The organism is Ruegeria sp. AF5 (genome assembly GCF_056541905.1).
The window spans coordinates 143679-164768 of sequence record NZ_JBQFYZ010000006.1 but is presented as its reverse complement, the minus strand read 5'-3'; the positions used below and the strand labels follow the sequence as shown (position 1 = coordinate 164768).

General features: G+C 52.4%; 14 protein-coding genes, 1 tRNA gene and 2 pseudogenes. 7 read left to right on the top strand and 10 right to left on the bottom strand.

Going from position 1 to position 21090, the window contains the following annotated elements:
* Positions 1 to 11: 11 nt before the first annotated feature.
* The 3 genes from ACR0DS_RS11320 to ACR0DS_RS11310 form a co-directional block, all read right to left on the bottom strand.
* Positions 12 to 758 (bottom strand): hypothetical protein, encoded by a 747-nt coding sequence (locus ACR0DS_RS11320; RefSeq protein ID WP_480559357.1) that lies wholly within the window; start codon positions 756 to 758, stop codon positions 12 to 14.
* A gap of 585 nt (positions 759 to 1343) precedes the next feature.
* Positions 1344 to 2450, bottom strand: coding sequence for an alkene reductase (locus tag ACR0DS_RS11315; protein WP_480559359.1), 1107 nt, complete (start codon positions 2448 to 2450; stop codon positions 1344 to 1346).
* 122 nt (positions 2451 to 2572) lie between these two features.
* Entirely contained in the window at positions 2573 to 3169 is a 597-nt protein-coding gene (locus ACR0DS_RS11310) for a TetR/AcrR family transcriptional regulator (protein ID WP_480559361.1), read from the bottom strand.
* A gap of 348 nt (positions 3170 to 3517) precedes the next feature.
* Between ACR0DS_RS11310 and ACR0DS_RS11305 the strand changes: the two genes are divergently transcribed.
* The 6 genes from ACR0DS_RS11305 to ACR0DS_RS11280 all read left to right on the top strand — a co-directional run bounded on the left by ACR0DS_RS11305 (position 3518) and on the right by ACR0DS_RS11280 (position 7468).
* Entirely contained in the window at positions 3518 to 4054 is a 537-nt protein-coding gene (locus ACR0DS_RS11305; RefSeq protein ID WP_480559363.1) for a nucleoside deaminase, read from the top strand.
* A 276-nt stretch (positions 4055 to 4330) separates the two neighbouring features.
* Complete coding sequence (locus ACR0DS_RS11300) at positions 4331 to 4555, top strand: hypothetical protein (protein WP_480559365.1); 225 nt, start codon at positions 4331 to 4333, stop codon at positions 4553 to 4555.
* Between the two features lie 411 nt (positions 4556 to 4966).
* Positions 4967 to 5060 (top strand) — tRNA-Ile (locus ACR0DS_RS11295).
* Between the two features lie 226 nt (positions 5061 to 5286).
* Entirely contained in the window at positions 5287 to 5778 is a 492-nt protein-coding gene (locus tag ACR0DS_RS11290) for a hypothetical protein (protein ID WP_480559367.1), read from the top strand.
* A gap of 2 nt (positions 5779 to 5780) precedes the next feature.
* A complete protein-coding gene (locus ACR0DS_RS11285; protein ID WP_480559369.1) occupies positions 5781 to 7079 on the top strand; it encodes an AAA family ATPase in 1299 nt (432 codons plus the stop codon).
* 80 nt (positions 7080 to 7159) lie between these two features.
* The gene (locus ACR0DS_RS11280; RefSeq protein ID WP_480559371.1) at positions 7160 to 7468 is read left to right on the top strand and encodes a hypothetical protein; all 309 of its coding nucleotides are present in this window, start codon (positions 7160 to 7162) and stop codon (positions 7466 to 7468) included.
* Between the two features lie 164 nt (positions 7469 to 7632).
* Here ACR0DS_RS11280 and ACR0DS_RS11275 read toward each other — a convergent pair whose 3' ends face one another.
* From ACR0DS_RS11275 to ACR0DS_RS11245, 7 genes and pseudogenes are all read right to left on the bottom strand, one after another.
* On the bottom strand, positions 7633 to 8343 hold the full coding sequence (locus tag ACR0DS_RS11275) for a M48 family metalloprotease (protein ID WP_480559373.1): 711 nt from the start codon (positions 8341 to 8343) through the stop codon (positions 7633 to 7635).
* A 435-nt stretch (positions 8344 to 8778) separates the two neighbouring features.
* Positions 8779 to 9084, bottom strand: a pseudogene (locus ACR0DS_RS11270) (IS110 family transposase); the annotation flags it as partial.
* A 208-nt stretch (positions 9085 to 9292) separates the two neighbouring features.
* Positions 9293 to 16609, bottom strand: a complete 7317-nt coding sequence (locus tag ACR0DS_RS11265; protein ID WP_480559375.1) for a calcium-binding protein — start codon at positions 16607 to 16609, stop codon at positions 9293 to 9295.
* Positions 16610 to 16672: 63 nt separating this feature from the next.
* The gene (locus tag ACR0DS_RS11260) at positions 16673 to 17590 is read right to left on the bottom strand and encodes a hypothetical protein (RefSeq protein WP_480559377.1); all 918 of its coding nucleotides are present in this window, start codon (positions 17588 to 17590) and stop codon (positions 16673 to 16675) included.
* 281 nt (positions 17591 to 17871) lie between these two features.
* Positions 17872 to 18804, bottom strand: a complete 933-nt coding sequence (locus ACR0DS_RS11255; RefSeq protein WP_480559379.1) for an IS5 family transposase — start codon at positions 18802 to 18804, stop codon at positions 17872 to 17874.
* A 39-nt stretch (positions 18805 to 18843) separates the two neighbouring features.
* Positions 18844 to 18966, bottom strand: a complete 123-nt coding sequence (locus ACR0DS_RS11250) for a hypothetical protein (RefSeq protein WP_480559381.1) — start codon at positions 18964 to 18966, stop codon at positions 18844 to 18846.
* A gap of 222 nt (positions 18967 to 19188) precedes the next feature.
* Positions 19189 to 19542, bottom strand: a pseudogene (locus tag ACR0DS_RS11245) (integrase core domain-containing protein); the annotation flags it as partial.
* 92 nt (positions 19543 to 19634) lie between these two features.
* Here ACR0DS_RS11245 and ACR0DS_RS11240 point away from each other — a divergent pair.
* Positions 19635 to 20984, top strand: coding sequence for a right-handed parallel beta-helix repeat-containing protein (locus tag ACR0DS_RS11240; RefSeq protein ID WP_480559382.1), 1350 nt, complete (start codon positions 19635 to 19637; stop codon positions 20982 to 20984).
* Positions 20985 to 21090: the final 106 nt, after the last annotated feature.

The window sequence follows — 21090 nt, the reverse complement described above, 5'->3', positions numbered from 1 at the left end:
GGCCTATTGCCTCAATAAAATGTTGTATTTGATTTTGTAAGCTCGCCGAGCGTCGTGTCCGGCTCTTGCATAGGTTCTAAAGCCTCCAATTGGCGTGGGACCGTACGATGGCGATATCCGAATAGGGCCAAGCTTTCTTCAATGTCAGCTAACAAACGCCCCTCTTGGAGAGAGGTCGCCCTCGCTTCGCTCACTGCTTTTGCAAGCTCATCCCAGCCAATCGAGATAAGCCCGGAAAATGGTACGAGCGGCATTTTGACCTTAACTGAGCGGTGAAATTTAGCAGGATCTATGTGTCCGCCAGAACCGCCAAGTGCCAAGATGTAAATCTGTTCAGGAAGGTGGCTATCCGCTTCGGTAAGAGACTGATGCCAACTCTCGATCTCAACCATAAGCTGGTTATGGAGTTGATGTGCACCATGCTTCGCCTCGACGATCACATGAACAAGGCGCGCTGGATCTCCTAGGCTGAACTCGATGAATACGTCTGGCTCGACGCCTTTTTGACGTTCTTCATGGGGCCAAAGTGGCCAAAACTCGATTTTAGTGATCTCTGCCACTCGATATCTTGGGAGTTGCCCCTTGGCAGCACTTGATAGGATGCGCCAAACCTCCGCCGGGTTCATGTAAGAAAACCGCTCAATAACAGTAGCGGTTACAAGGTCTTCATTTTCACGGAAGAGTTTTCGCCACGAAATTTTCTCGCCTGAATCAGCATGAAGCCGCCCTGACTTTGAGTTCAAAATTGCATTCAGCATTATTGGGAATAATCTATGATCTAAGTTTACTGGTCACACAGCGACCCAATGTGCCGTTTGAGCCTCGCTGCTTCCCAATGCAGACTTACGGCATAGGGCATGCATTCGCCACAACTTTTTGTTGAGTTACCTTACGTTAACGCCGCCTACGCGAACGTTTAAGGAGATTTCCTGAGAGAGGGTTTTTTCCTCATCCATGTGCAATCTGCCGGAGTTCAGGCTGTCCACGTGTTCAGCTTTGTCACTCCAGTCGATACAGAACGTGGTGACCGTGGAGACCTTTGAGCAGCGTTGGTTCTATTTCGGCAAATGACAAATTCGTTCTTCCACCGACCGTGGCCAAAGTCGCATCCGAAACAAGTACACCGCACATCTTCTTCAACTAAAACCGGGCGCTTCTCAATCAAGAGTGCATTCTGATTGGATATATTCAACCCTGATCATATAGCAGCAGTTCATTCGCAGGCTTGTGTTGGGCCCTCGCTTCAAGAATGGATAGCTCAGTAATTGCTAGGTGAGCGCGTCCATGCTGGCGCGCTCACTTTGCTCGGTTTAGCCCGTCGCTAAGGGGTTAGGAGCGATGTATCACTCTGCGGCGACCGCTTCCTCTTCCAGTGCCGGATAATCGGTGTACCCTTTTTCATTGCCGCCGTAGAGAGTGGTTGGATCGAGCTCATTCAGTGCGGCGTCTTTCTCCAGCCGGCTGACAAGATCCGGGTTGGAAATGAACGGCCGACCAAAGGCCACCAGATCGACGGCTCCGGATTCAACCGCTTCAATTGCCATTTCCCGGTCGTAAGAGTTGTTACCCATTTTCGCACCGTCAAACAATTCATAGAGCGCCTTCAGATCGCAACCTTCCGGAATATCGCGCGGGCCGCCGGTCTGTCCTTCTACGAGATGGAGATAGGCCAACCCATAGGTATTCAGCAATTTAATCGCATGTGCGAATGTCGTCTGCGGGTCGCTGTCGGAAATGTTATTGGCTTCCGAGAATGGGCTGAGGCGAACACCCACACGGTCGGCACCCCACACGTCGACAACCACATCCGTGACCTCTTGCAGGAACCGTGCCCTGTTCTCGATAGGACCGCCGTATTCGTCTTCACGCTTGTTGGACTCATCGCGCAGGAACTGATCAATAAGGTATCCGTTGGCTGCATGGATCTCGACACCGTCGAAACCCGCTTTCTTGGCGTTTTCCGCGGCTCTCCGGTAGTCCGCAACAATGCCAGCAATTTCTTCGTTGGCCAGTGCCCGCGGTTCAGATGTTTCAACAAACTGTTCACCATCAAACGTCTTGGCCTTAGCGCCAATTGCAGATGGCGCAACAGGGGCGCCACCACCCTGCTGCAAACTGTAATGCGAAATCCGGCCCACATGCCAAAGCTGGATCACAATCTTGCCGCCCTCAGCATGGACGGCCTCAGTCACTTTTTTCCAACCATCGATCTGCGCTTCGGAATAAATGCCGGGCGTCCAGGCATAGCCCTTGCCTTGGGGCGAGATTTGCGAAGCTTCCGTGATGATCAGGCCAGCGCCCGCCCGCTGCGCATAGTACTTGACCTGCAATTCATGGACGCTGTCATCCTCGGCTCTTGCCCGGTTGCGGGTCAGTGGCGCCATGACCACGCGGTTTTTCAGTTCGATTGCACCAGCTTTGATGCCGGAGAACAGTTTTTCATCAGCCATTGCTGTTTCCTTCTTTGGTCAACTTCGTTCAGATAATTTTGGACTGTTTAGTCCAAATTTAAAGTTACCGCTTCTTGTTGGAGTTTGTTTTTCGTTTCATGCCCTTATGGTTAGGGGAGGACTTAAGGCGAAATCACCAACCGGGCTTGTTTCAGGGTTTGCGATATCTGCTCAGCGGAAACGCCCGCCTTGCGCAATGCCAACGTGCCGATTGCAAGGGAGGCATACGCCCGCGCCTGGTCGAGGGCCCGACTCGGATCTGAAGGTTCAAGCGCTCTCGCTATTACCTCGCCAATACTCTCCAAATGGTGCCGGCCGAGAACCGCCACTTCATCATCATGCGGCGCAAGCTCAGTAAGGCAATTGATCAACATGCAGCCGTCACGACCGCCTTGCGGGTTCGCCAAAGCTTCCATCATCGCACCAACGGAGTCTTCCCCACCCGCGTCCGCAACGTCACGCAGAGATTTCAAGGCACGTCTTGAATAATGGCGGAGAGCTTTGTGAAACAAAGCCTGTTTGTTGCCGAATGCTCCATAGAAGCTGGACCGGCTCAACCCCATGGCCTTGGTCAGATCATCCACAGACGCGGTCTCGTAGCCTTTGTGCCAGAAAACGCACAAGGCTTTTTCCAAAGCTTCGGCTTCGTCAAAAGCACGAGGCCGACCCGGGCCTGCGGATGATTTGATGTCGCCAACTGGAAAAGTTTCTGTGCTCATGGGCTAGAAATGGAATGGTCAGTCCGGAAATTCAAGTCACTGGTAGAGCTTTTTTGGAATGGTCAGTCCGGATTGCAGCCAGCGACAGGATTTTTTGGCCGGTTAGGTGGAAAATCCGCTTTGTAATCTGCTGGGCGATGATCTTGCCGCCATGGAGAAAGTCTGTGCTTCGCTTAAAATTGTAAAGAGTGTAATCAGAGCCGCCGTTTGTGTCAGGGAAGCACTGTCGAGCAAACTCTAGCTTGGGGCAGTTTTCGCCAGTTTCTTTTAGATAGGCAAATACGGCAGAATTGCCAAAAAGGAGTTGGAGGTTTACGTCGTCCGAGATGCCAGGGGGAGTGCGGTCTCATGAAACCTGATCAACACACACGCCGAATGGACAATCACGAAGTTGAGGAACCGGGCTGCCATCCTGGCCCAGGTCACGCAAGGCGTGACTTGCTGACCGCAACTGGCTTTGCTGGCCTGGCGCTTGGCTTGAGCAGCATAGCTTATGGTCAAACGATTGAAGCAAAGATCGAAGCAATACTACAACCGCCTGAGCCCAACGAAGAGACTTTTATGAGGCGTGCCTTCGAGATGCGTCAGGCCGCGATTGACAAAGGCGATCAGGCGTTTGGCGCCGTCATCGTTCGCGACAGGACTATTATCGGTCAATCTTGGAGCAGAGTTATTTTAGATCAAGATCCGACAGCTCATGCCGAAATGGTCGCGATCAGGGATGCCGCCCAGCGTACCAATAGTCGAGATCTGAGCGGAACGGTGATGTATTCATCTTCCCAGCCCTGCCCGATGTGTGAGGCAGCGGCGTATTGGGCAGGGGTTAGCCAGATGATCTATGGGCGCGGCCTAGTCAAAGGCGGTTATCCAAGACTATGCCGCTAACCAGTCATTCAATTTGCTTTGGCATGCTGGCGCATCACCCCACTTCGATCCTCGGATAGGGATCGAATTTGGATTAGGATGCATCGATTTTGACTGCTCGGCATGTTTCACGGAGCGGATTGCCTTTTTTTCTAAGGCGACAGGCTAATGAACATAGCCGTGGACCAGTTCAAATGGGGAGTCTCACGACTGAACAGCCCCTTCCGACTGGTCCAAGTTGGCCGCTAGTGCACGAATTTTTTTCTCCACTTAGGATGGCTATGATAAAATGAGCGAATGGAGCCTGATCAGATCATTTCAATTGTCGCCGTCGGCATCAGTGTATTTGGTTTAGCAGCATGTTGGCTGGCATGGCAAAGTCTGCCCGAAGAGCCGAAAGCGGCGACAGACGAAGAGATTGAAAAAGTATTCTTAGATAAGACCAAGACCCGAGCAATTTTTGTTGATGACATCGAATATCAGAAAAGGATTCGGAAGGAATTCTCCGATAAAGACGAATGACTTTTTCATCTTCTTTGTGATGGTGGATCCTCAAGCCATCCAAACCTTGGGGAGCACGCTTGTTTTCATTGTTCCAATCTTATTCCTGAGACCGTGGAACCGACGAATGCTAATCGCATCCAACGTTTTCAAGGCCTTTTCCGTGACGCTGCAAATACGAATAACCTGAGCATCAGGATCGGTCGATTCTTCACTAAGGGAAGTCACGGAAGCTCGTATCAAATTTGCAGCCCCGTAACATGCCGAGAAAAATAGTTAATTATCTCAATTGACTGCGCATCATTTTACATGACGCTTCAGTTTCCATCTTGACGTAGGCGCAGGAATTGGACCAGCCTTAGCGCATGTCAAACGCACGCACCATCTGCCACCGAATATCGACCTGAGGTCGATAGCCCACGCGAAACCCGTGGGAGGCAGCATTGGTATGCGGGCGGGGCTTATACCCCTGTGATAGCTCCAGATTAGAGTGCACGAGTCGGTTCGATTCCGACGCCTCCTACCATTTTCAAAGGAGGAATTTCTTGTGCGGGAAAGTAAGACTCAGCATGAATTAAGTTGGCTTCCTAGAGGCGTTGCCCTCTATCAAGACACCCTGGAATTCAAACAGCACCTGCGCGCAGCGGGACCAAGTCTCTGGTGGTCCAAGTTCCGAGACTTGGTTGCGGACGCAATCTGTGAATACAGGGTCAAGTTGCCCCTGCGTCACCGTCAAGAAACGGGAGGCAGGTATGTCAGTGATTGATTGGGATGACATCCATAACAGCGTCGTCAGCGAGCTTGGAAAGGAGTTCCAGGGCTGGATCCGGATCGTCGAAGAAGCGCTTGAGCGCGTCAAGAAGCGCGCGATTGAGCAAAAAAAGCCTGCCCCAGAGGTTCATCAGATCAAGCAAAAATTTGGCGAGCTGCGTATCTATTATAGCTGCGCGAACACCGACGGCTATCAGGATTCGGACATTTTGGCCGCGATCACTGAGGCAAATCGTTGTTGCCAGTGGTGCGGAAACAGCTGTCGCACGCAGATCATCGATGCCTGGATCGTCAACATGTGCTGCTGGTGCATGCACCGAATGGCGGACAACACCGGCAAGTCGAAGCCCAAGTTCAACATCCAACACCTGCTGGACGATCCACTCCGGTGTCAGAGCTGTGGCTATGTCGGGCAGATTGCCTGGAAGGCAACCGGTCATCGGTGTCCGTGTTGCGTCTCCAAAGGACTGTAGAAATGGTGCTCAAGAAACGGCAATGGGAAGACGCTGAAATCAGACGGCTCTCGGGGTTCGACTGGGAGTTCCAGGACGTTGTGCGCCGCGTTGTCGAAGTTGTTGGAGACAAGCGTGAATGGGACGAACTCAAGGCGCGCATTATCGATCACCAGTCCGCCCTAGACGCGTTTAAGGTAATCAAATGCCGAGGTGCTGAAGCAGTATGCTATGCCGACACGGACGATCCAGATTGGCGCCAAACCGAAATTGACAAGCTGAAATCAGACGATCCGATCCCGACATCTTTCGCGGCATATGCAATCAACCAGATGCCCAGCATGGATGTCTGGCACCAGGTCGCTGAATTGCTTGTCAAAAACTACCAGACGAAGCTCGCAGAGGATGGTGAGTCTGAAGAAGATCCCGATAAACTCGACGCGCGTTACCTCATCGGCCAAAGCGGCTTTGACTACCTGCCGCGCAATCTCAAAAACGAAATGCCAAAACACATCCGGGAATTAGTTGACTGGAGTGGCCAGTTCGCGCGCCTCAAAGTTCCGGATCACCTTGAGAAAGTTCGCTTGCTGACAACAAATTTCCCACACTGCAAGCGGGCCGTCGACGGTATTGTTCACGACATCGAATTGAATTGGGGCATGGGATCAGATGTCATCCGGTTCCGACCGACGCTTTTGGTTGGTTCTCCTGGTATCGGCAAAACCAAGTTTTCGAGGGAGCTTTGCAAGACACTTGGGCTATACGCCCAGTCTGCCAATGTGGGCGGTATTTCGGAAAATCATCTGTTCGGTTTGTCCGCGGGGTGGCATAGCGCTCATCCGGGCATTGTAACCCAGGCTGTCGCTTCGGCACGCGTTTTAAACCCTGTCATTATCCTGGACGAGATTGACAAGACCCATTCCGGCAGAAACGGGGATATCCAGGGTGAACTCCTTGGTCTGTTGGAGCCCGAAGAAGCCAGGCGTTACCGGGAAAAATACCTGACCACCGAAGTCGATGCATCACATGTGAACTGGATATTCACCGCAAACGTACTGGACAAGGTCTCGGCGCCGCTGCGGAGCCGTTGCAAGGTCTATGAGATCCCGCAACCGACGCAGGAGCAGGTGCCTGCCATCATCAACAGTCTCGTCGGTGGATATGCGGCGGACCACGGTCTCAGGCGGGAGTTCTTCTCGCTTGATATCGGCGAGGTCGAAGCACTGGCTGACACGTACAAGGTGCATAAATCCATCCGCATTCTGGGGCGGCTGGTGCACGGATACCTCCATGAGAAATCAATAGAACTGCCGTCTGCATGATCCGCGCGGCGAGGAAGCAGTTAAAGTTGGTCTCCCGGCAAAACTGAGCGTGACAAAATCGAAATTTAAAGGAGAAACCCATGACGACGACAAAGTCTGATACAGCAACCAAACCTCTCCAGTTCATGGTCTCGGAGGAAATGTTTGAGCATTTTGGCGCACTGGCCGTCCAGTTTGCAGGCCATGGGAAAGGAGCCAAAACCGCTCTCTTTCTCGAACTAATCGCCTTCTATGAACGCACCCCGACGAGCGAAACGGCAAAAGTGGCTGAACTCGAAGGCGAGCTTCGTGAAGCCAGGGTGCAAGAGGAAGAACTGGCGGTGGAACTGGAACGAATGGTCCGGCGGCAAAATGCACTACTGGATCTGCTCGCAGAGCAAAGTGTGTGAGGAATACCGGGCAATCGTCGCGTCTTGAATTAAGGTCGACAGAGCGCATTAAATCTTACGATGCACTCTCCAAAATCTATGCCCGCTTTTCAGCCCGAAGCAGACCTTTATCACTCAGCTTTGCAAAACCTAGATCAGGATTGCAAAACCTGAACTCAAATTGGTCAACGACCAATCTGGGCCATTGTGTTTTGCACCGCATAATATCGTTGAGCATTGGGAGGATGCGTCCCTAGAAACCGATCACCAGGATCAGGAACTCGTGCGAAGTAGAGCGCACCTTTGAGTGGATCATAGCCCGCGTTGTAAGCTATCACCGTGCCTAGCCGATCAGCTTCCAGCTCGAAGTCTTTCGAATAGCTGCGCCCACCAACAAAGGCTCCAAGGTCTTGTGCTGCGGCAATGTCATTCGGTCCAGTCCCGGCTATTGTTGCCAGACCCGCCAAAATAACTGCACCAGCGGCTGCGTTTTGAGCTCGTCGCGCCAAATGACCTTGAATATGGTGCGCGACTTCATGCGCCATAACAAATGCAAGTTCATCGGTATTGTTTACATCTCGTGTCAGCGCTTGGGTCATTGTGATAACGGGGCGTCCAGACTTGCTTAAACTCTGATACGCGTTTGAGGGTGCTTTTTTGTTTGGATCGACTCGGATCAAAAAGTCACAATTCACTCCCCGAGTTTGGCGGCGACATTCGCTTTCTGCGACGGGTTCAATTCGAGAGGCGACCTGCTGTAATCTCACTTGTGCCTGCTGTGAACTGACCTGTGCACTCGCGCGACCGGGATTTGGGATGGGTGCCGATGGCGGAACCGCGGTTGACACGCATCCCGTTAGCAACAAAACAGCCAACACCAAGGCAACTCGCTTCATTGACACACCTTTCCTCCTTTTTTGAGAGCCGGAATAGAAATCGTAGTTGTCGATAGACCAACACCCAAGTCCGAACCTTAGGACCCGTCCAAATTGTTATTCAATAACAGAGGGGATTGAGTGTGATAGCACAACGCTTCAGATACCGCCAAAATGGCAAGCACAGCAAATGACATTGAGTCGAACGATCAGCCTGTCTGCCACCCCGTCACAAACGACCTAAACCGCGTTGAACGCCGCATCAGAGGCCGCTATTTCGGCTGCACGACGGCTTCAGATCTATCTACTTCGCGGTAAAGGGAATGCTGCCTCTGGACCGCCCGCCGCTCCCCGCGTGGCCGCTTCTGGTCCTGATCGAACAGCTCCTGAAGTCGAAGATCAAACTCATTGCAAAGTTTGTGCCGAACCGGCGGGGCCCGGCGCTGGTAGCTCGGCACGCGTTGCGGTTTCCGCGATTGCCTCGGCATCCGTTGCATCGTTTTTCCGACGTTTTCTGAATGGCTTGACGTATTGTGGTGGGATCAGCCGGACATCATGCCCAAGCCTTTCAATCTCTCTCCCCCAATAGTGAGAACTGGCGCAGGCTTCCATCGCAACAAGACAGTGCGGTAACCCAGCCAGGAAATCCAGAACACCCGCGCGCCGGATCTTGCGGCGGAAAACAGCAGACCCATCCACTGCCGCGCCGTGAAACTGAAACACATTCTTGGCAATATCGATCCCGATTATGCTAACTTCCATCGTGGTCGTCTCCTCTGTAGCTACGTTCAACACCGCTACCTTGGCACAAAGCGATGCCGCGAGGAGGCGCCCACTCCATCATATTTGGGCGTTGTGAGGAACAATAGCAGAACATGGTGCCCAGTGATCATTTGTTGCCGAGTTATGCAGATTGACCGCGACCAAGCTGCCGCTCGACACTTACAGGCCGAACGGCAGTTCCATGTTGTCAAACGAAGGCGAACTGATCTTCGGTCAGCGACGCCGCTGCTATATTCTCAAGTTCGACAGATCCGTTTGTCCACTCGACGCGTGTTCCTGAACCGGTATCGACGAATGTCAGGTCAGAATAGCTGACACCCGCCAGTTCAAGCGTATCCGTATTCAACTCGAAATCCGTCACGACATCAGCACCTGTATCGGTCACTGTGTTGAACACAAACACATCTGTTCCTGTGCCACCGGTCAAGACATCATCTCCAGCCAGACCTTCGATACGGTCGTTTCCGGCACCGCCATTGATCTCGTTGCTTGCGCTGGAGCCGATCAGCACGTTGTTGCCGGACCCGGCAATGATGTTTTCGAAGTTCAGGACCTGTTCCGTAAATCCACTTGTGAACACAGCCTGGGATTGAGACAGATTAAGGGTGAAGTTGTCGGTGGAATAGGAAAAATCGACAGTGTCAACTCCGTCTCCTCCGTCAAAATGATCACCTCCAACGCTGCCCAATATTACATCGTCGCCTGCGCCGCCGTAATGGTTGTCGTCGCCAGCACCGCCAGAAAGATAATCGTTCCCATCACCTCCGTAGAGGTTGTCGTGACCGTCTTCCCCATACAGCGTATCATTGCCTGCATCGCCGCGAAGTTCGTCATTTCCATTGTAGCCGGCGATCAGATCATCGCCTTCGCCACCGTAGTGGACGTCGTTTCCGTTACCACCACGAAGCTCGTCATTGCCATCCTCGCCGTACAGAATATCGTTACCATTGCTGCCGAAGATGAAGTCGTCGCCGGCCTGTCCGTGCATTGTCTCACTCAGGGTGGTTCCGAGGTAACGATCATTTCCGACAGTGCCGACGAAGTATTCGGTGGAATAAAGCTCAGCCAGGCTTGTATTTGAGCCATCCGCAAATTCGACATAGTCGATGGTCTGAGCCAATAGCCCGATATCATCGAAAGCATCTTTTATAGTGATCGATTGCGATGTTCCGGCAATGGTTATGACAAGGTTGCCTTTCCCGTTGCCATCAGCGTCGGACACTGCAAATTCCAGCATGTCACGGGTGATACCCGCACCAAAGATCAGCCGGTCTGTCCCGGTCTCATCGAACACGGTGTCAACGCCATCACCCAGATTGATGAAGTAGCGGTCGTTCCCTTCCCAACCGTGAAGAAAGTCATCACCGGCACCGCCGTAATGATCGTCATTCCCGTGGCCACCCAAAACATCGTCGTTGCCGTCGCCGCCATAGATGACGTCGTTACCGCTACTGCCAAACAGAAAATCATTCCCGGCCTGGCCGTGCATGGTTTCGCCCAGGGTGGTTCCCAGATAGCGGTCATCTCCCGACGTTCCGACAAAATACTCGGTCGAATAAAGCTCCGCGAGGCTTGTACTGGAGCCATCCGCAAACTCCACGTAGTCAATGGTTTGAGCCAGCAAACCAATGTCATCAAACGCGTCTTTGAGGGTGATCGTCTGCGATGTGCCCCCGATTGTTATGACAAGATTGCCTTTCCCATTGCCATCGGTGTCAGACACTGAAAGCTCCAGCATATCCCGCGTGATCCCTGCACCAAAGACAATCCGGTCGCCGCTACCGCTCTGATCGAGTATCGTGTCCGACCCGTCTCCAAGATCAATGAAGTAGCGGTCATTTCCGCTGCCACCTTGCAGATCATCGTCACCTGTGCCGCCATACAGATCGTCGTTGCCGCCGCCAGCGTTAATTGTGTCGTTACCGGCACCCGCATAGAAGGTTTCACTTGCCGATGTGCCTGTGAATGTGTTGTCGCCTGTATTGTCCAGAAGACTTATCCATTCCGCTACAACCAAGTTTTCAACCAGAATTGAGTCCCCGGTTCCATAACTGATGAGGACATCAGACCCCTGATCGGTCAGTGTGACGCCAGAGGGAGGAGCGTTGGGGTCAAGGGTTTCACCGTTGATTTCAATAGTGTCGCGCCCTGGAACAAAATCAGTAAGGATGTCCTGCCCATCGCCGCTGCCGAACACGAACGTGTCGTCGCCTGTACCGCCGGTAAGAGTATCTGAACCCGCACCGCCCGTGATGGTATCGCTGCCTGCACCGCCCTCAATCACGTTGTCCTGGGATGTCCCGATGATTGTGTTGTCCCCTGCACCTGCGACAACGTTCTCGAAGTTCAGAACCTGTTCGGTTGCACCGCTGGAAAACACCAGCTGAGACTGGGACAGGTCGAGCGTATAGTTGTCATTGGTATCCGTGACCTCGATTGTATCGACGCCCTCGCCACCGTCGTAGAAATCATCGCCACCACCGGCGACAACCCTGTCATCGCCCGCGCCGCCGTAGATTTGGTCATCACCTGCGCCACCATCAAGGGTGTCATTGCCGGTGCCACCGGACAGATAATCATGACCTTCCCAGCCAAAAATCAGGTCGTTACCCGCATCTCCGTAATGGAAGTCATCCCCCCAACCGCCACGTAGCTCATCATTTCCATCACCACCATAAAGGTGATCATTGCCAGCCTCGCCGAACATGTAATCGTCACCCTCAAGGCCGTACATGTACTCTCCGAGACCGGTTCCGGAATAGCTGTCATTCCCGGATGTTCCCTGATATCGGGTACTGGAATAAAGCTCACCCAGGTCAACAACTGTTCCATCGTCAAACTCAAGGAACTCAATAGCCTGGTTGTTTTCGACAGATGTGAAGAACGTGTCTTCAATCGTAACGGTCTGGCTCGTTCCTTGTATGGACAGCACGATGTTGTCATGACCGTCCCCATCTGCATCCGAGACAGAAAGCGATATCATGTCGGCTGTGATCCCGGCCCCGAATATTATTCGGTCGCCGAAGCTGTTACCGTATCCTTCGTGGATCACATCGTTACCGTCGCCCAGGTTGATCAAGTAGGTGTCATCACCTCTTTGACCTTTCAGAACGTCATCACCCGCACCACCGGAAAGGGTATCAACACCGTCACCGCCCGTGATGGCATCGTTGCCGTCTTCACCATAGAATGCGTTATCACCAGTTCCGCTGGTCAAAATATCGTCGCCAGCACCCCCATGTATAATGTCATTTCCACCGACCCCGTGTAGCTGGTTGTTTCCATCATCTCCGATGAGGATGTCGTCACCACTGGTTCCGGTTACGTTCTCGATGCTGACAAGATGCTCGATTCCGTTTTGAAGGTTCAGCCATTCAACAACGCCTGCGTTTAGATCAACGCGAGCTCCGGCACCGTTAGCGGGTCCAAAATCATCCTGCAAATCAACCGTATCTATACCGTCGCCACCATCATAACGATCCTGGCCAAACCCGCCTCTGAAATAATCGTCACCGTCCCCACCGACCAGGATATCATCGCCGTCCCAACCGTACAGATCATCATTTCCGGTTCCGCCTAATAGCTCATCCTCACCGCGACCGCCGAACAGACTGTCATCGCCCTGACCGCCAAGCAAATAGTCATCACCGTCTTCGCCTTTCAGGCTGTCATGTCCAGCGCCACCAATGAGAATATCGTCACCAGATGTTCCTGTAAAATCATCGTCCCCCGCAGTGGGAAGGAAGGGGTTCGAAGCGACATGTTTCCACGCATCGAGCGAGATGTCTTCCAGTACGATTGCGTCATCCCCACCGAACATTATGTAGGTGTCGCCGTTGATTTCCTGAAGAGTGACGCCGGCCGGTGGGTTGTTGGGATCCACGTAAACCTCGTTCACCACGATCAGCGATTTCGCAATGTTGAAGTTTGCAAGTGTGGTTTTCGAAGCCTTGTCTGGATCGGTGCTGGCGATGAATGCGTTTCGGTCCAGGTGAACTGCATCCGGGCTACTGGCCACGCCATCCACGACCAGGGTCACGGAACCGGTTTTTTCCACACCGGATGCGTCAGTAGCAGTGTATGTAACCGACTCTGTCACGGTTTGACCCGGTTCAAGCCACGCGTAAGCGCCGCCCTGGTCAAATTCCAGTGTGCCGTCGGCCAACATGGTCAGTGTGGCCCCGGACTCCAGTCGGATCATGGTGCCAGTCGCCATCGTGGTGTCACCGATTTTCACAACCGAGATCGGGTTCCCACCGGATTCAATGTCGTTTTCGGTAAGATCAACAACCGAAGAACCACCTTCATCAACCCTGAAATAATCATCAATCACTTCAAATTCGGTCAGAAGCGGCCCTGCGATGTCAGCGTAGCTCAGCGTCGTGTCGTTGAATTCGATGAATTCCACATCATCGAATATCACAAACGTGCCACTGTCCATGTCCGAAGAGAAGTCTGGGTGCGAACTGTCAATCGAGACACGCACCCCCCCATCGACAAGATCATAGGTCACGGTTGTACTCAGTGCATTGATTTTGGCCGTGTCTATACCCGTCCCGCCAAACAAACGATCATCGCCATTTCCACCGATCAGGGTGTCGTTTCCGGCGCCACCGTAAATCACGTCGTCACCGTCGCCGCCGTTCAGGACGTTATCAATGACGCTGCCGTAGATCCTATCATTTCCATCCGATGCGACGGCGTTTTCGATAGAGGAGAGCTGAATGACATCGCCAGACTCGGCCCAAACTACCTGGCCTGCTTCAAGGTCGATTTCTGCATCCATGGGCGACAGTGTCTGGAATGTATCTATCCCCGCGCCGCCATCATATACGCCGTTCCCGGCTTCATAGGTGGTGACCCAACCCTGCCCCGAAACAAATTCAACCCCGACGTAACCTCGGTTTATCAGGAGATCGTCACCGTCCCCACCAGAGACGCGATCATATCCTGTCCAGGTTTCGATGGTGTCGTTGCCTGCACCGCCGTCCAAAAGATTGTTGCCAAAATCGGTGGTCAGCAGATCGTTGCCTTCCCCGCCGTACAGTTCGTTGTTACCTGAGCGGCCACGAAGCTCGTCGTTCCCCAGGCCGCCCCGCAGAACATTGTTTCCGTCATCCCCTTCCAGAATGTCGTCAAAATCAGAGCCGGTCAGGTTTTCGATGGACACAAGCACATCGCCAAGTTCTTCACCAGATGCACCCGCCAATGCCCCCGTAACACCGACTTTCACACCGGATGCCGCATTCGCATAAGACGCAGTGTCGATCCCGGATCCGCCATCCAGATGATCGGCACCCAACCCTCCGATCAGGGTATCCTTAGCGCCTCCAGCCAAAATGGTGTCGTTGGTATCACCGCCTACGAGGAGTTCAGCCTCTATGGAGCCATGGAGGTTGTTTTCTGCATTCTGGTCACCCTGGATAGTCTCGGTCGCCACAGAGCGCTCATCTTCCAACGCACCCAAAGCCGCAAAAGCGTTGTCACTCAATGTGCCATTTTTAAACGTCAGGTTTCCATTGCTCGGGTCGGAAACCGATGACGGCCAATCCAGAAACCCGTCTTCGAATTCTAGACCAAACGGAACAACGATAGACGGAGCGATTGTTACAATCTCGCCATTTGCACCCACCGTTTGGAAACCAATCACGGTTTCAATTGTCAGGCTGGCGTTCTCGTTGACGATGATCTCAATCGTGCCAACGGTCATATAATGTTCCAACTCCACGGGATCAGGATCCCAAAACCAACCGGAGAAAATCGGATCAAAGTCGAACACTTCTGTCCCAAGGGACACCGTCTCAAAGCTGTAGTTGACGGTCACGTCATATTTGCTGATCCCCTGGAACTGAACCAAGTCGACAAAATGGCCATCGCCCTTAATCAGATCATGACCGAAATCAGCGCCGTCATCCCCCAGAACAAGTGTCAGGTTATCCGCCGCTGCCGTGCTACCCTCAGCACGCTCAGTGGCCATGTAAATGTCATTGCCTTTGCCGCCGTAATAGGTGTCCGTACCGCCCGAATAGACCAGGATATCCGAACCATCACCGGCGCGGATTTCGTCATTACCCTCACCATCATAAGCCTGCACACGGATGTCATATTCCTCGGCAGTCTCGTCCTCTCGGATGTCAATGTCCGCACCCCGGTCATAGATGATATCGGCACCATCGCCGCCTTTTATGACGTCACCGCCCTCACCGCCGTGGATTTCATCGTGGCCTTCACCGCCGTCGATGACATCGACCTCATCGCCGCCGCGCAGGTCGTTGCGACCACCTCCGCCCGTGATCGTATCATTGTATTCTGAACCAATTGCATTCTCTATGTTGCTGAAGACGATCTCGGCATCAGTTGAATTGTCGGCACCACCGATAGCACCAGTGACAAATCCGAGATCCTCATCTGTTTCCAAGGAAATTTTTACACCACTCCCTTCGACACCGGAAAGGTCAATTGTGTCGCCACTCGCTTCATTTGCTCCATCTTTGCCGTCAAATTGGAGGGAATCCAACGGCGATTCTGAAGCTAAAACTCCCTGAAACTTAAAAACATCGTCATAGGTCGTGCCTGACACCAACTCAATAGAGGCAAGTGTATCCGTTCCGCCGAGGCCGTCATCTACAGTGCCGGATTTTTCGGCATCAAGCGACGCTATAATGCCTTTAGTTCGCTCATCCACCGACTGGTCGTGAATCTGAGCATACTCCGCTGTGTCGAAATCATCACCGCCGTTGAGAACGTCATCCCCCTTACCTCCAATGAGAATGTCGTCACCTTCCCCCCCGGCTAGTGTGTCATTGTCATCTTCGCCGAAGAGGAAGTCATTTCCCGCGTCCCCGGACAGGATGTCATCACCTCGGTTACCATAAATGATATCATCTCCACCACCACCGCTAAGTTCGCTTTCACCATGTCCACCGATGATGAGGTCATTTTTGTTATCGTCAGCGGCTTGGGCTGGATTAGGCCAAATTTCACCATTCGACCACGCCCTGTGAACCGTTGTATTGTCAGGTGTATAGTCCCTCCCAACTTCTAAATTATCAGAAGCTGGTGTATATGTACTGCCAGGATAGGAGAGTTGTTCATCAAGATTCAACTCAACAAATATCTCATTTGCACGGGTAACGGTGTCTCCGGCGTAATTTTCAGACTTATACCAACTTGGTTCATCGTCGAACCCGGTTAAGGCGTGAACCAGTTCATGAGCAACCGTGCCCTGAACTTGCTCTTGAACAGCTACGCCCTCTTTATTTATATAAACAAAATTTGAACTAAAGGCAGGATCAAAAACCACCTCACCACTTGGAGTTCCGCCGTGCGGCGGCACTGCGCCTGCACCTTCACCAACAAATGTAAACGAAATCGGTTTAGAGTACTTTGCGAAATAGCTATCGATCAGCTCTTTGCCCTTAACAGTGGCATAGATGGCGTTAAGCGCGTCTTCTATCTGTTGCCGTTGCTCGTCAGAGTATTGGGTAGGCGTCGGTATATTCATGTCTGGAAGGGGTTTGTTGAATACAATCTTACCGTCGGAAATGAAATTTGAAATTGTCATAAACTACTCTTTCTGTTTTTTTTCGGATGTAACTTTATCGAAAAGATTCCAAGCATTCTCTTGATAGAGCCTCTGAACCTCAGGGCGATCAATATCGCCAATACCAATTATTTGTTTGGAGTTGTCTGAAGCAAACGCTTCGTCAATTGTTGCCTTAGTCATAGCTGTGTAGCCAGCAACAGATGCTTCCGTCATAGTTACAACATTACTATGAACGAAGCCGTTGAAAGGGCCTCTTGTTGATTGAATAGTCGTCGACATCAAACCGAACAGGTCTTTAGGGATTTTTGGATTGAATTGACTTGCAATGTTTTCAGACTCCGATTCCGGAAACCGGAAAATCAAATCGTTAACATAAGCATTTATCGAATCTTGATATAACTCCTCAAGAAATGGCAGAAGCGGTAGTTCTTCATCAAAATCCCAACCATCAAGCGTAAGCTGATCACGCAACATCCTGCGCGGATTCCAGATTACGGTTGCGTCGACCGTTTGGCTTGCACGATTGATAGATACCTCGGCATACGACCCGCGAACACCGATTTGTGCAGACTTCAAGCGCCCCAATTCAACGTTGCTTGCAGTGATACCTAATTCGACGACATTTATGTTGATTATTATAGGTTGCCCAATCTTATTTTCGTCACACAGATATTGGCTGGCCGTGCCGATAATAGCTTGCTCGGTTGCCAACGCAAAAATTATAAACGGATAACTCTGGTTTCGGCCTTGAAATGCTTCCGCTACCGACCTGTAGTGCTTTCTGGGCTCGTTTTCCGAGAGTTGGAATTTACTGACACTAACCGCGAACGAGCACATTGGAGACGCCCAGTTCTTGGTCGGAATAACACTGAAAAGGACAATTATCAGTAGCCACAGGATGAGCCTGCTGCGTAGTTTCCTTTGGTGAATCTCAAACATCGTTCCCTCTGAGGGTGAATTTTGTGTCAAATCTGGAACCTAGACCAACGCTCACGCAAACCGCGCAGCCTTCAAGCCCGAATTGTTTCCTAGTAAATTCATACTCGCGCATTCCACTTGATGAAGGCACAGCAATCACATGAATACATGCATAGCTTGCCAAACTAGTCAACACATACCTTTTAGGTTGTATATTTGCTCAGTCCCGGTATTTGGTGGATCGGATCGGCGCTGTTGCATAAATCAGGGTCTGAGCGTGGCTCCCCTTTCCCCGGACGGACCTATCCTACGGGCTCTGTAACGGGGATGCCAAGTGCGGTGTAGCCGTTGAGCGCGGCGATACGCACTTGCAGTTCTGCGACCTGGCGGTCGAAGTCTCGGGCCATCAAGGATTGGCCGAGCAGCTTGATGCAGTTCATCTTGGCCTCGACGCGACTCCGGCGGTGGTATCCGCTCCACCGTCGCCAGATGGCACGGCCCAGGTACTTCGAAGTGCGCAGGGCTTCGTTTCGAGCGACGGCGCCAGGGCTTGTCGGTTTCCACGCCTTCGCGTTCTTGCGGGGCGGGATGACAGCAGCGGCACCGCGAGCGGCAATCGCTTCGTGACATTTGCGGGTGTCGTAGGCGCCGTCGGCAGTGACCGATCCGATCTGCTCGTCAGCCGGGATCTGATCCAGGAGATCGGGCAAAATAGGTGCATCACCGATGTTGCTGCCCGTGACCTCGACGGCCCGGACTTCCAGCGTTTCCTCGTCAATTCCGATGTGTATCTTGCGCCAGATGCGCCGCTTCGGGCCACCGTGTTTGCGGGCGTTCCATTCGCCTTCACCCTCGGCCTTGATGCCGGTGCTATCAATCAGCAGGTTCAGCGGGCCATTGCCACCGCGGTATGGGATAGCCACGTTCAGCTTCCGTTGGCGGCGGCACAGGGTGCTGAAGTCTGGTACGTTCCAGTCCAACCCGACCAGCCGAAGAAGGCTCTGCACGAACCCCGTCGTTTGCCTCAGCGGCATGCCAAACAGCATCTTCATGGTCAGGCAGGTCTGGATCGCGGCATTGCTGAAACTCGGCTGCCGCCCGCGCCTCCCCGTCGGGGGCGGCCTCCACACCATGTCGGGATCAAACCACACCGTCAGCGAATCGCGCCGCCTCAGTGCTTCATTGTAAGCCGACCAATTCGTGGTCTTGTACTTCGTAGGGGCCCAACTGCTCATACCATCCAGCTATCATGCTGGATTCATGTAGTGAATCCCTCAACCGATTTGCGCAACAAAGCCTAGAAGATGCAAAGCCGAAATTATCTTTTGTTTCTGCTCGTCGCTAAATGCTTGATCAAACGTAATTATCTCATCATCGAGAAGCTGCTGCATGCTCATTTGAAGTTCCTTAGTAAATATTAAGATTTGATAAAGATTAGGTCTTCAATAGGGCGCGGGAGGCGATTCCTTTAATGATTTAAAGGGTTCAAGATTGTTTCTATGAAGGGTGCCATTGCCATCCTTGACACTTCGACATGAGTAATAAAGTGTCGGCCCGTCTTTTTGTTTTAGCTTAATGCCCCTTTTGAGCAGCCTCATCTGACTGGTCCAAGTTGATTGTTAGTGCATCATCGGCCTGTGATCCATCGGGATGATGGTTTCAGGTGCCGGCGGGCGATAGCCCAGTGCACTGTGGGGGCGTTTTGTATTGTAGTGTCTCCTCCATTGTTCGATCAGGATTTGTGCTTCGCGCAGGCTGTAGAAGATTTCGCCGTTGAGTAGTTCGTCCCTGAACCGGCCATTGAAGCTTTCGCAGTATCCGTTCTCCCACGGGCTCCCAGGTTCAATGTAAGCCGTCTGGGCGCCAACTGCGGCGGTCCAGTCTCGGACAGCCTGGGCGACAAATTCTGGCCCATTGTCTGAACGTATGAAACAGGGTGCCCCCCGAAGTATGAACAGATCCGTCAGGGCGTCGGTTGTGGAATGAGTGGGTTTGGCACCAATTCAAGAAGAAGCCTACCAAAGGTCCGTGGGCTGGCGATCCAGAATGGGAAGATGTGCGGTTTATGAATGGTGGATTTGTCGTCACCGAGCATATGGCTGGTTCGCTCATAGTACGCCACAATCAAATGCGGTTTGCCTTCAACGCGGTCATGCTTATGACCCATGAAGACCAAAGCAAACGTCGAGCATTAAACCCCGAGGATTTGGGAGATGCGCCAAAGATTATTGCCGATCCCGAGCAGTTTTTGTTCAACTATGAGCCGCCTGATCCAACTCGCAACACGAACATCGAGATCTATGGCAACACAATCGAATATATTCGGGATAACGCGGTTGAGCCTGAGTACGGTGCGACAAACCTATGGGTCTGGAACAACCGAATCCGAAACGTGCACAAGGCTTGGTCCATTCACAACAATGGCGGAGGTTTTTGGTACTTCTTTGGAAATGTAGGTGCGCATGATGAAGTTCCACCCGCCCAAGTCAACGAACCCCCTGCTTGGCGAAAGAACAAACCCGAACCCAGAAAACTAGGCGGTTCAATTTTCAAGTTGCTGTACGGACCTCCGCTTCCGGAGTTGCCTTGTTTTGCGTTTCACAACAGCTGGCGCCCCCGAGGCAGCGTGTTAAATGACGGCGAACTGCGCAACTTCACGCATCTAAACAATGCCGTTGAGCACTGTGCCCCGAGAGAACCAACGGACTTGTACTGCCGGGCGAAACGGTTTGCCCGTTCGTTAGAGGATGGCAAACCATTCCTGTATGGTTTCGCGACCAAAGTTCCGCCTACGACGCCGGGTGCCGTCAATATTCATGACGGCGATGTCTCAACCGGTGATGACTTCCCAGACGAGGCTCGAGCACAAAACCAGGAAGCGAATGGCATAAGTTCTGATCTCATTTTTAACCCCGAGAAGCGTGCACAGTACATATTGCACGACGATAGCCCAGCTCGCGGAGCGGCAAGGCCGATAAAACTGCAAGGGCACAAAGACTGGCCTGCGGCGGAGGATTGGGTATCAGAAGCGTCAGACGTAGGGGCCGTTCAGCCGAGTGGACATTTTCAAGGGCCCATTTTCGCACATCACCCTAATCCGCACTACGATGAGCAACCACGACTTGTAGGATTGGAGACTGATGGCGCCCAATTGTCGCTTGTGTATTCAGTACCTCTTGTCAGCGATATTCCTAGCGGTGCTGGAGTAATAAATCTTGATACCGGTGCGCAGTTAGTCGCAAAACATATGGCTGTAAGCGGCCGTCGTCTGGTGCTAGATCTTGGCACAACTGTTTCTGTCAACGCCATCGCAGCCATTCACCTGCCACATGGTTTTCAGGGGGAAGCAGACGGCAAAGAGCTTCCGATGACTACTTGGGGAAGTATTGTGCCTTTGGAAATTGCACCTGGGTGAAAATCACCAACAACTGGATATTCGTGAGCTGTGGTCCTAATCCTCCCCCTCTGAAGTCGTCCGCCATTTTGGTTAAGAGAACGGAGGAACCACATGGCGAACAAGC

Bases quoted from the DNA above. Each gene is read 5' to 3' on its own strand.
- ACR0DS_RS11250 (WP_480559381.1), bottom strand. From the start codon at position 18,966: ATGAGCATGCAGCAGCTTCTCGATGATGAGATAATTACGTTTGATCAA.
- ACR0DS_RS11265 (WP_480559375.1), bottom strand. From the start codon at position 16,609: ATGAATATACCGACGCCTACCCAATACTCTGACGAGCAACGGCAACAG.
- ACR0DS_RS11280 (WP_480559371.1), top strand. From the start codon at position 7,160: ATGACGACGACAAAGTCTGATACAGCAACCAAACCTCTCCAGTTCATG.
- ACR0DS_RS11260 (WP_480559377.1), bottom strand. From the start codon at position 17,590: ATGTTTGAGATTCACCAAAGGAAACTACGCAGCAGGCTCATCCTGTGG.
- ACR0DS_RS11285 (WP_480559369.1), top strand. From the start codon at position 5,781: ATGGTGCTCAAGAAACGGCAATGGGAAGACGCTGAAATCAGACGGCTC.
- ACR0DS_RS11305 (WP_480559363.1), top strand. From the start codon at position 3,518: ATGAAACCTGATCAACACACACGCCGAATGGACAATCACGAAGTTGAG.
- ACR0DS_RS11275 (WP_480559373.1), bottom strand. From the start codon at position 8,343: ATGAAGCGAGTTGCCTTGGTGTTGGCTGTTTTGTTGCTAACGGGATGC.
- ACR0DS_RS11300 (WP_480559365.1), top strand. From the start codon at position 4,331: ATGGAGCCTGATCAGATCATTTCAATTGTCGCCGTCGGCATCAGTGTA.
- ACR0DS_RS11290 (WP_480559367.1), top strand. From the start codon at position 5,287: ATGTCAGTGATTGATTGGGATGACATCCATAACAGCGTCGTCAGCGAG.
- ACR0DS_RS11320 (WP_480559357.1), bottom strand. From the start codon at position 758: ATGCTGAATGCAATTTTGAACTCAAAGTCAGGGCGGCTTCATGCTGAT.
- ACR0DS_RS11240 (WP_480559382.1), top strand. From the start codon at position 19,635: ATGAATGGTGGATTTGTCGTCACCGAGCATATGGCTGGTTCGCTCATA.
- ACR0DS_RS11315 (WP_480559359.1), bottom strand. From the start codon at position 2,450: ATGGCTGATGAAAAACTGTTCTCCGGCATCAAAGCTGGTGCAATCGAA.
- ACR0DS_RS11255 (WP_480559379.1), bottom strand. From the start codon at position 18,804: ATGAGCAGTTGGGCCCCTACGAAGTACAAGACCACGAATTGGTCGGCT.
- ACR0DS_RS11310 (WP_480559361.1), bottom strand. From the start codon at position 3,169: ATGAGCACAGAAACTTTTCCAGTTGGCGACATCAAATCATCCGCAGGC.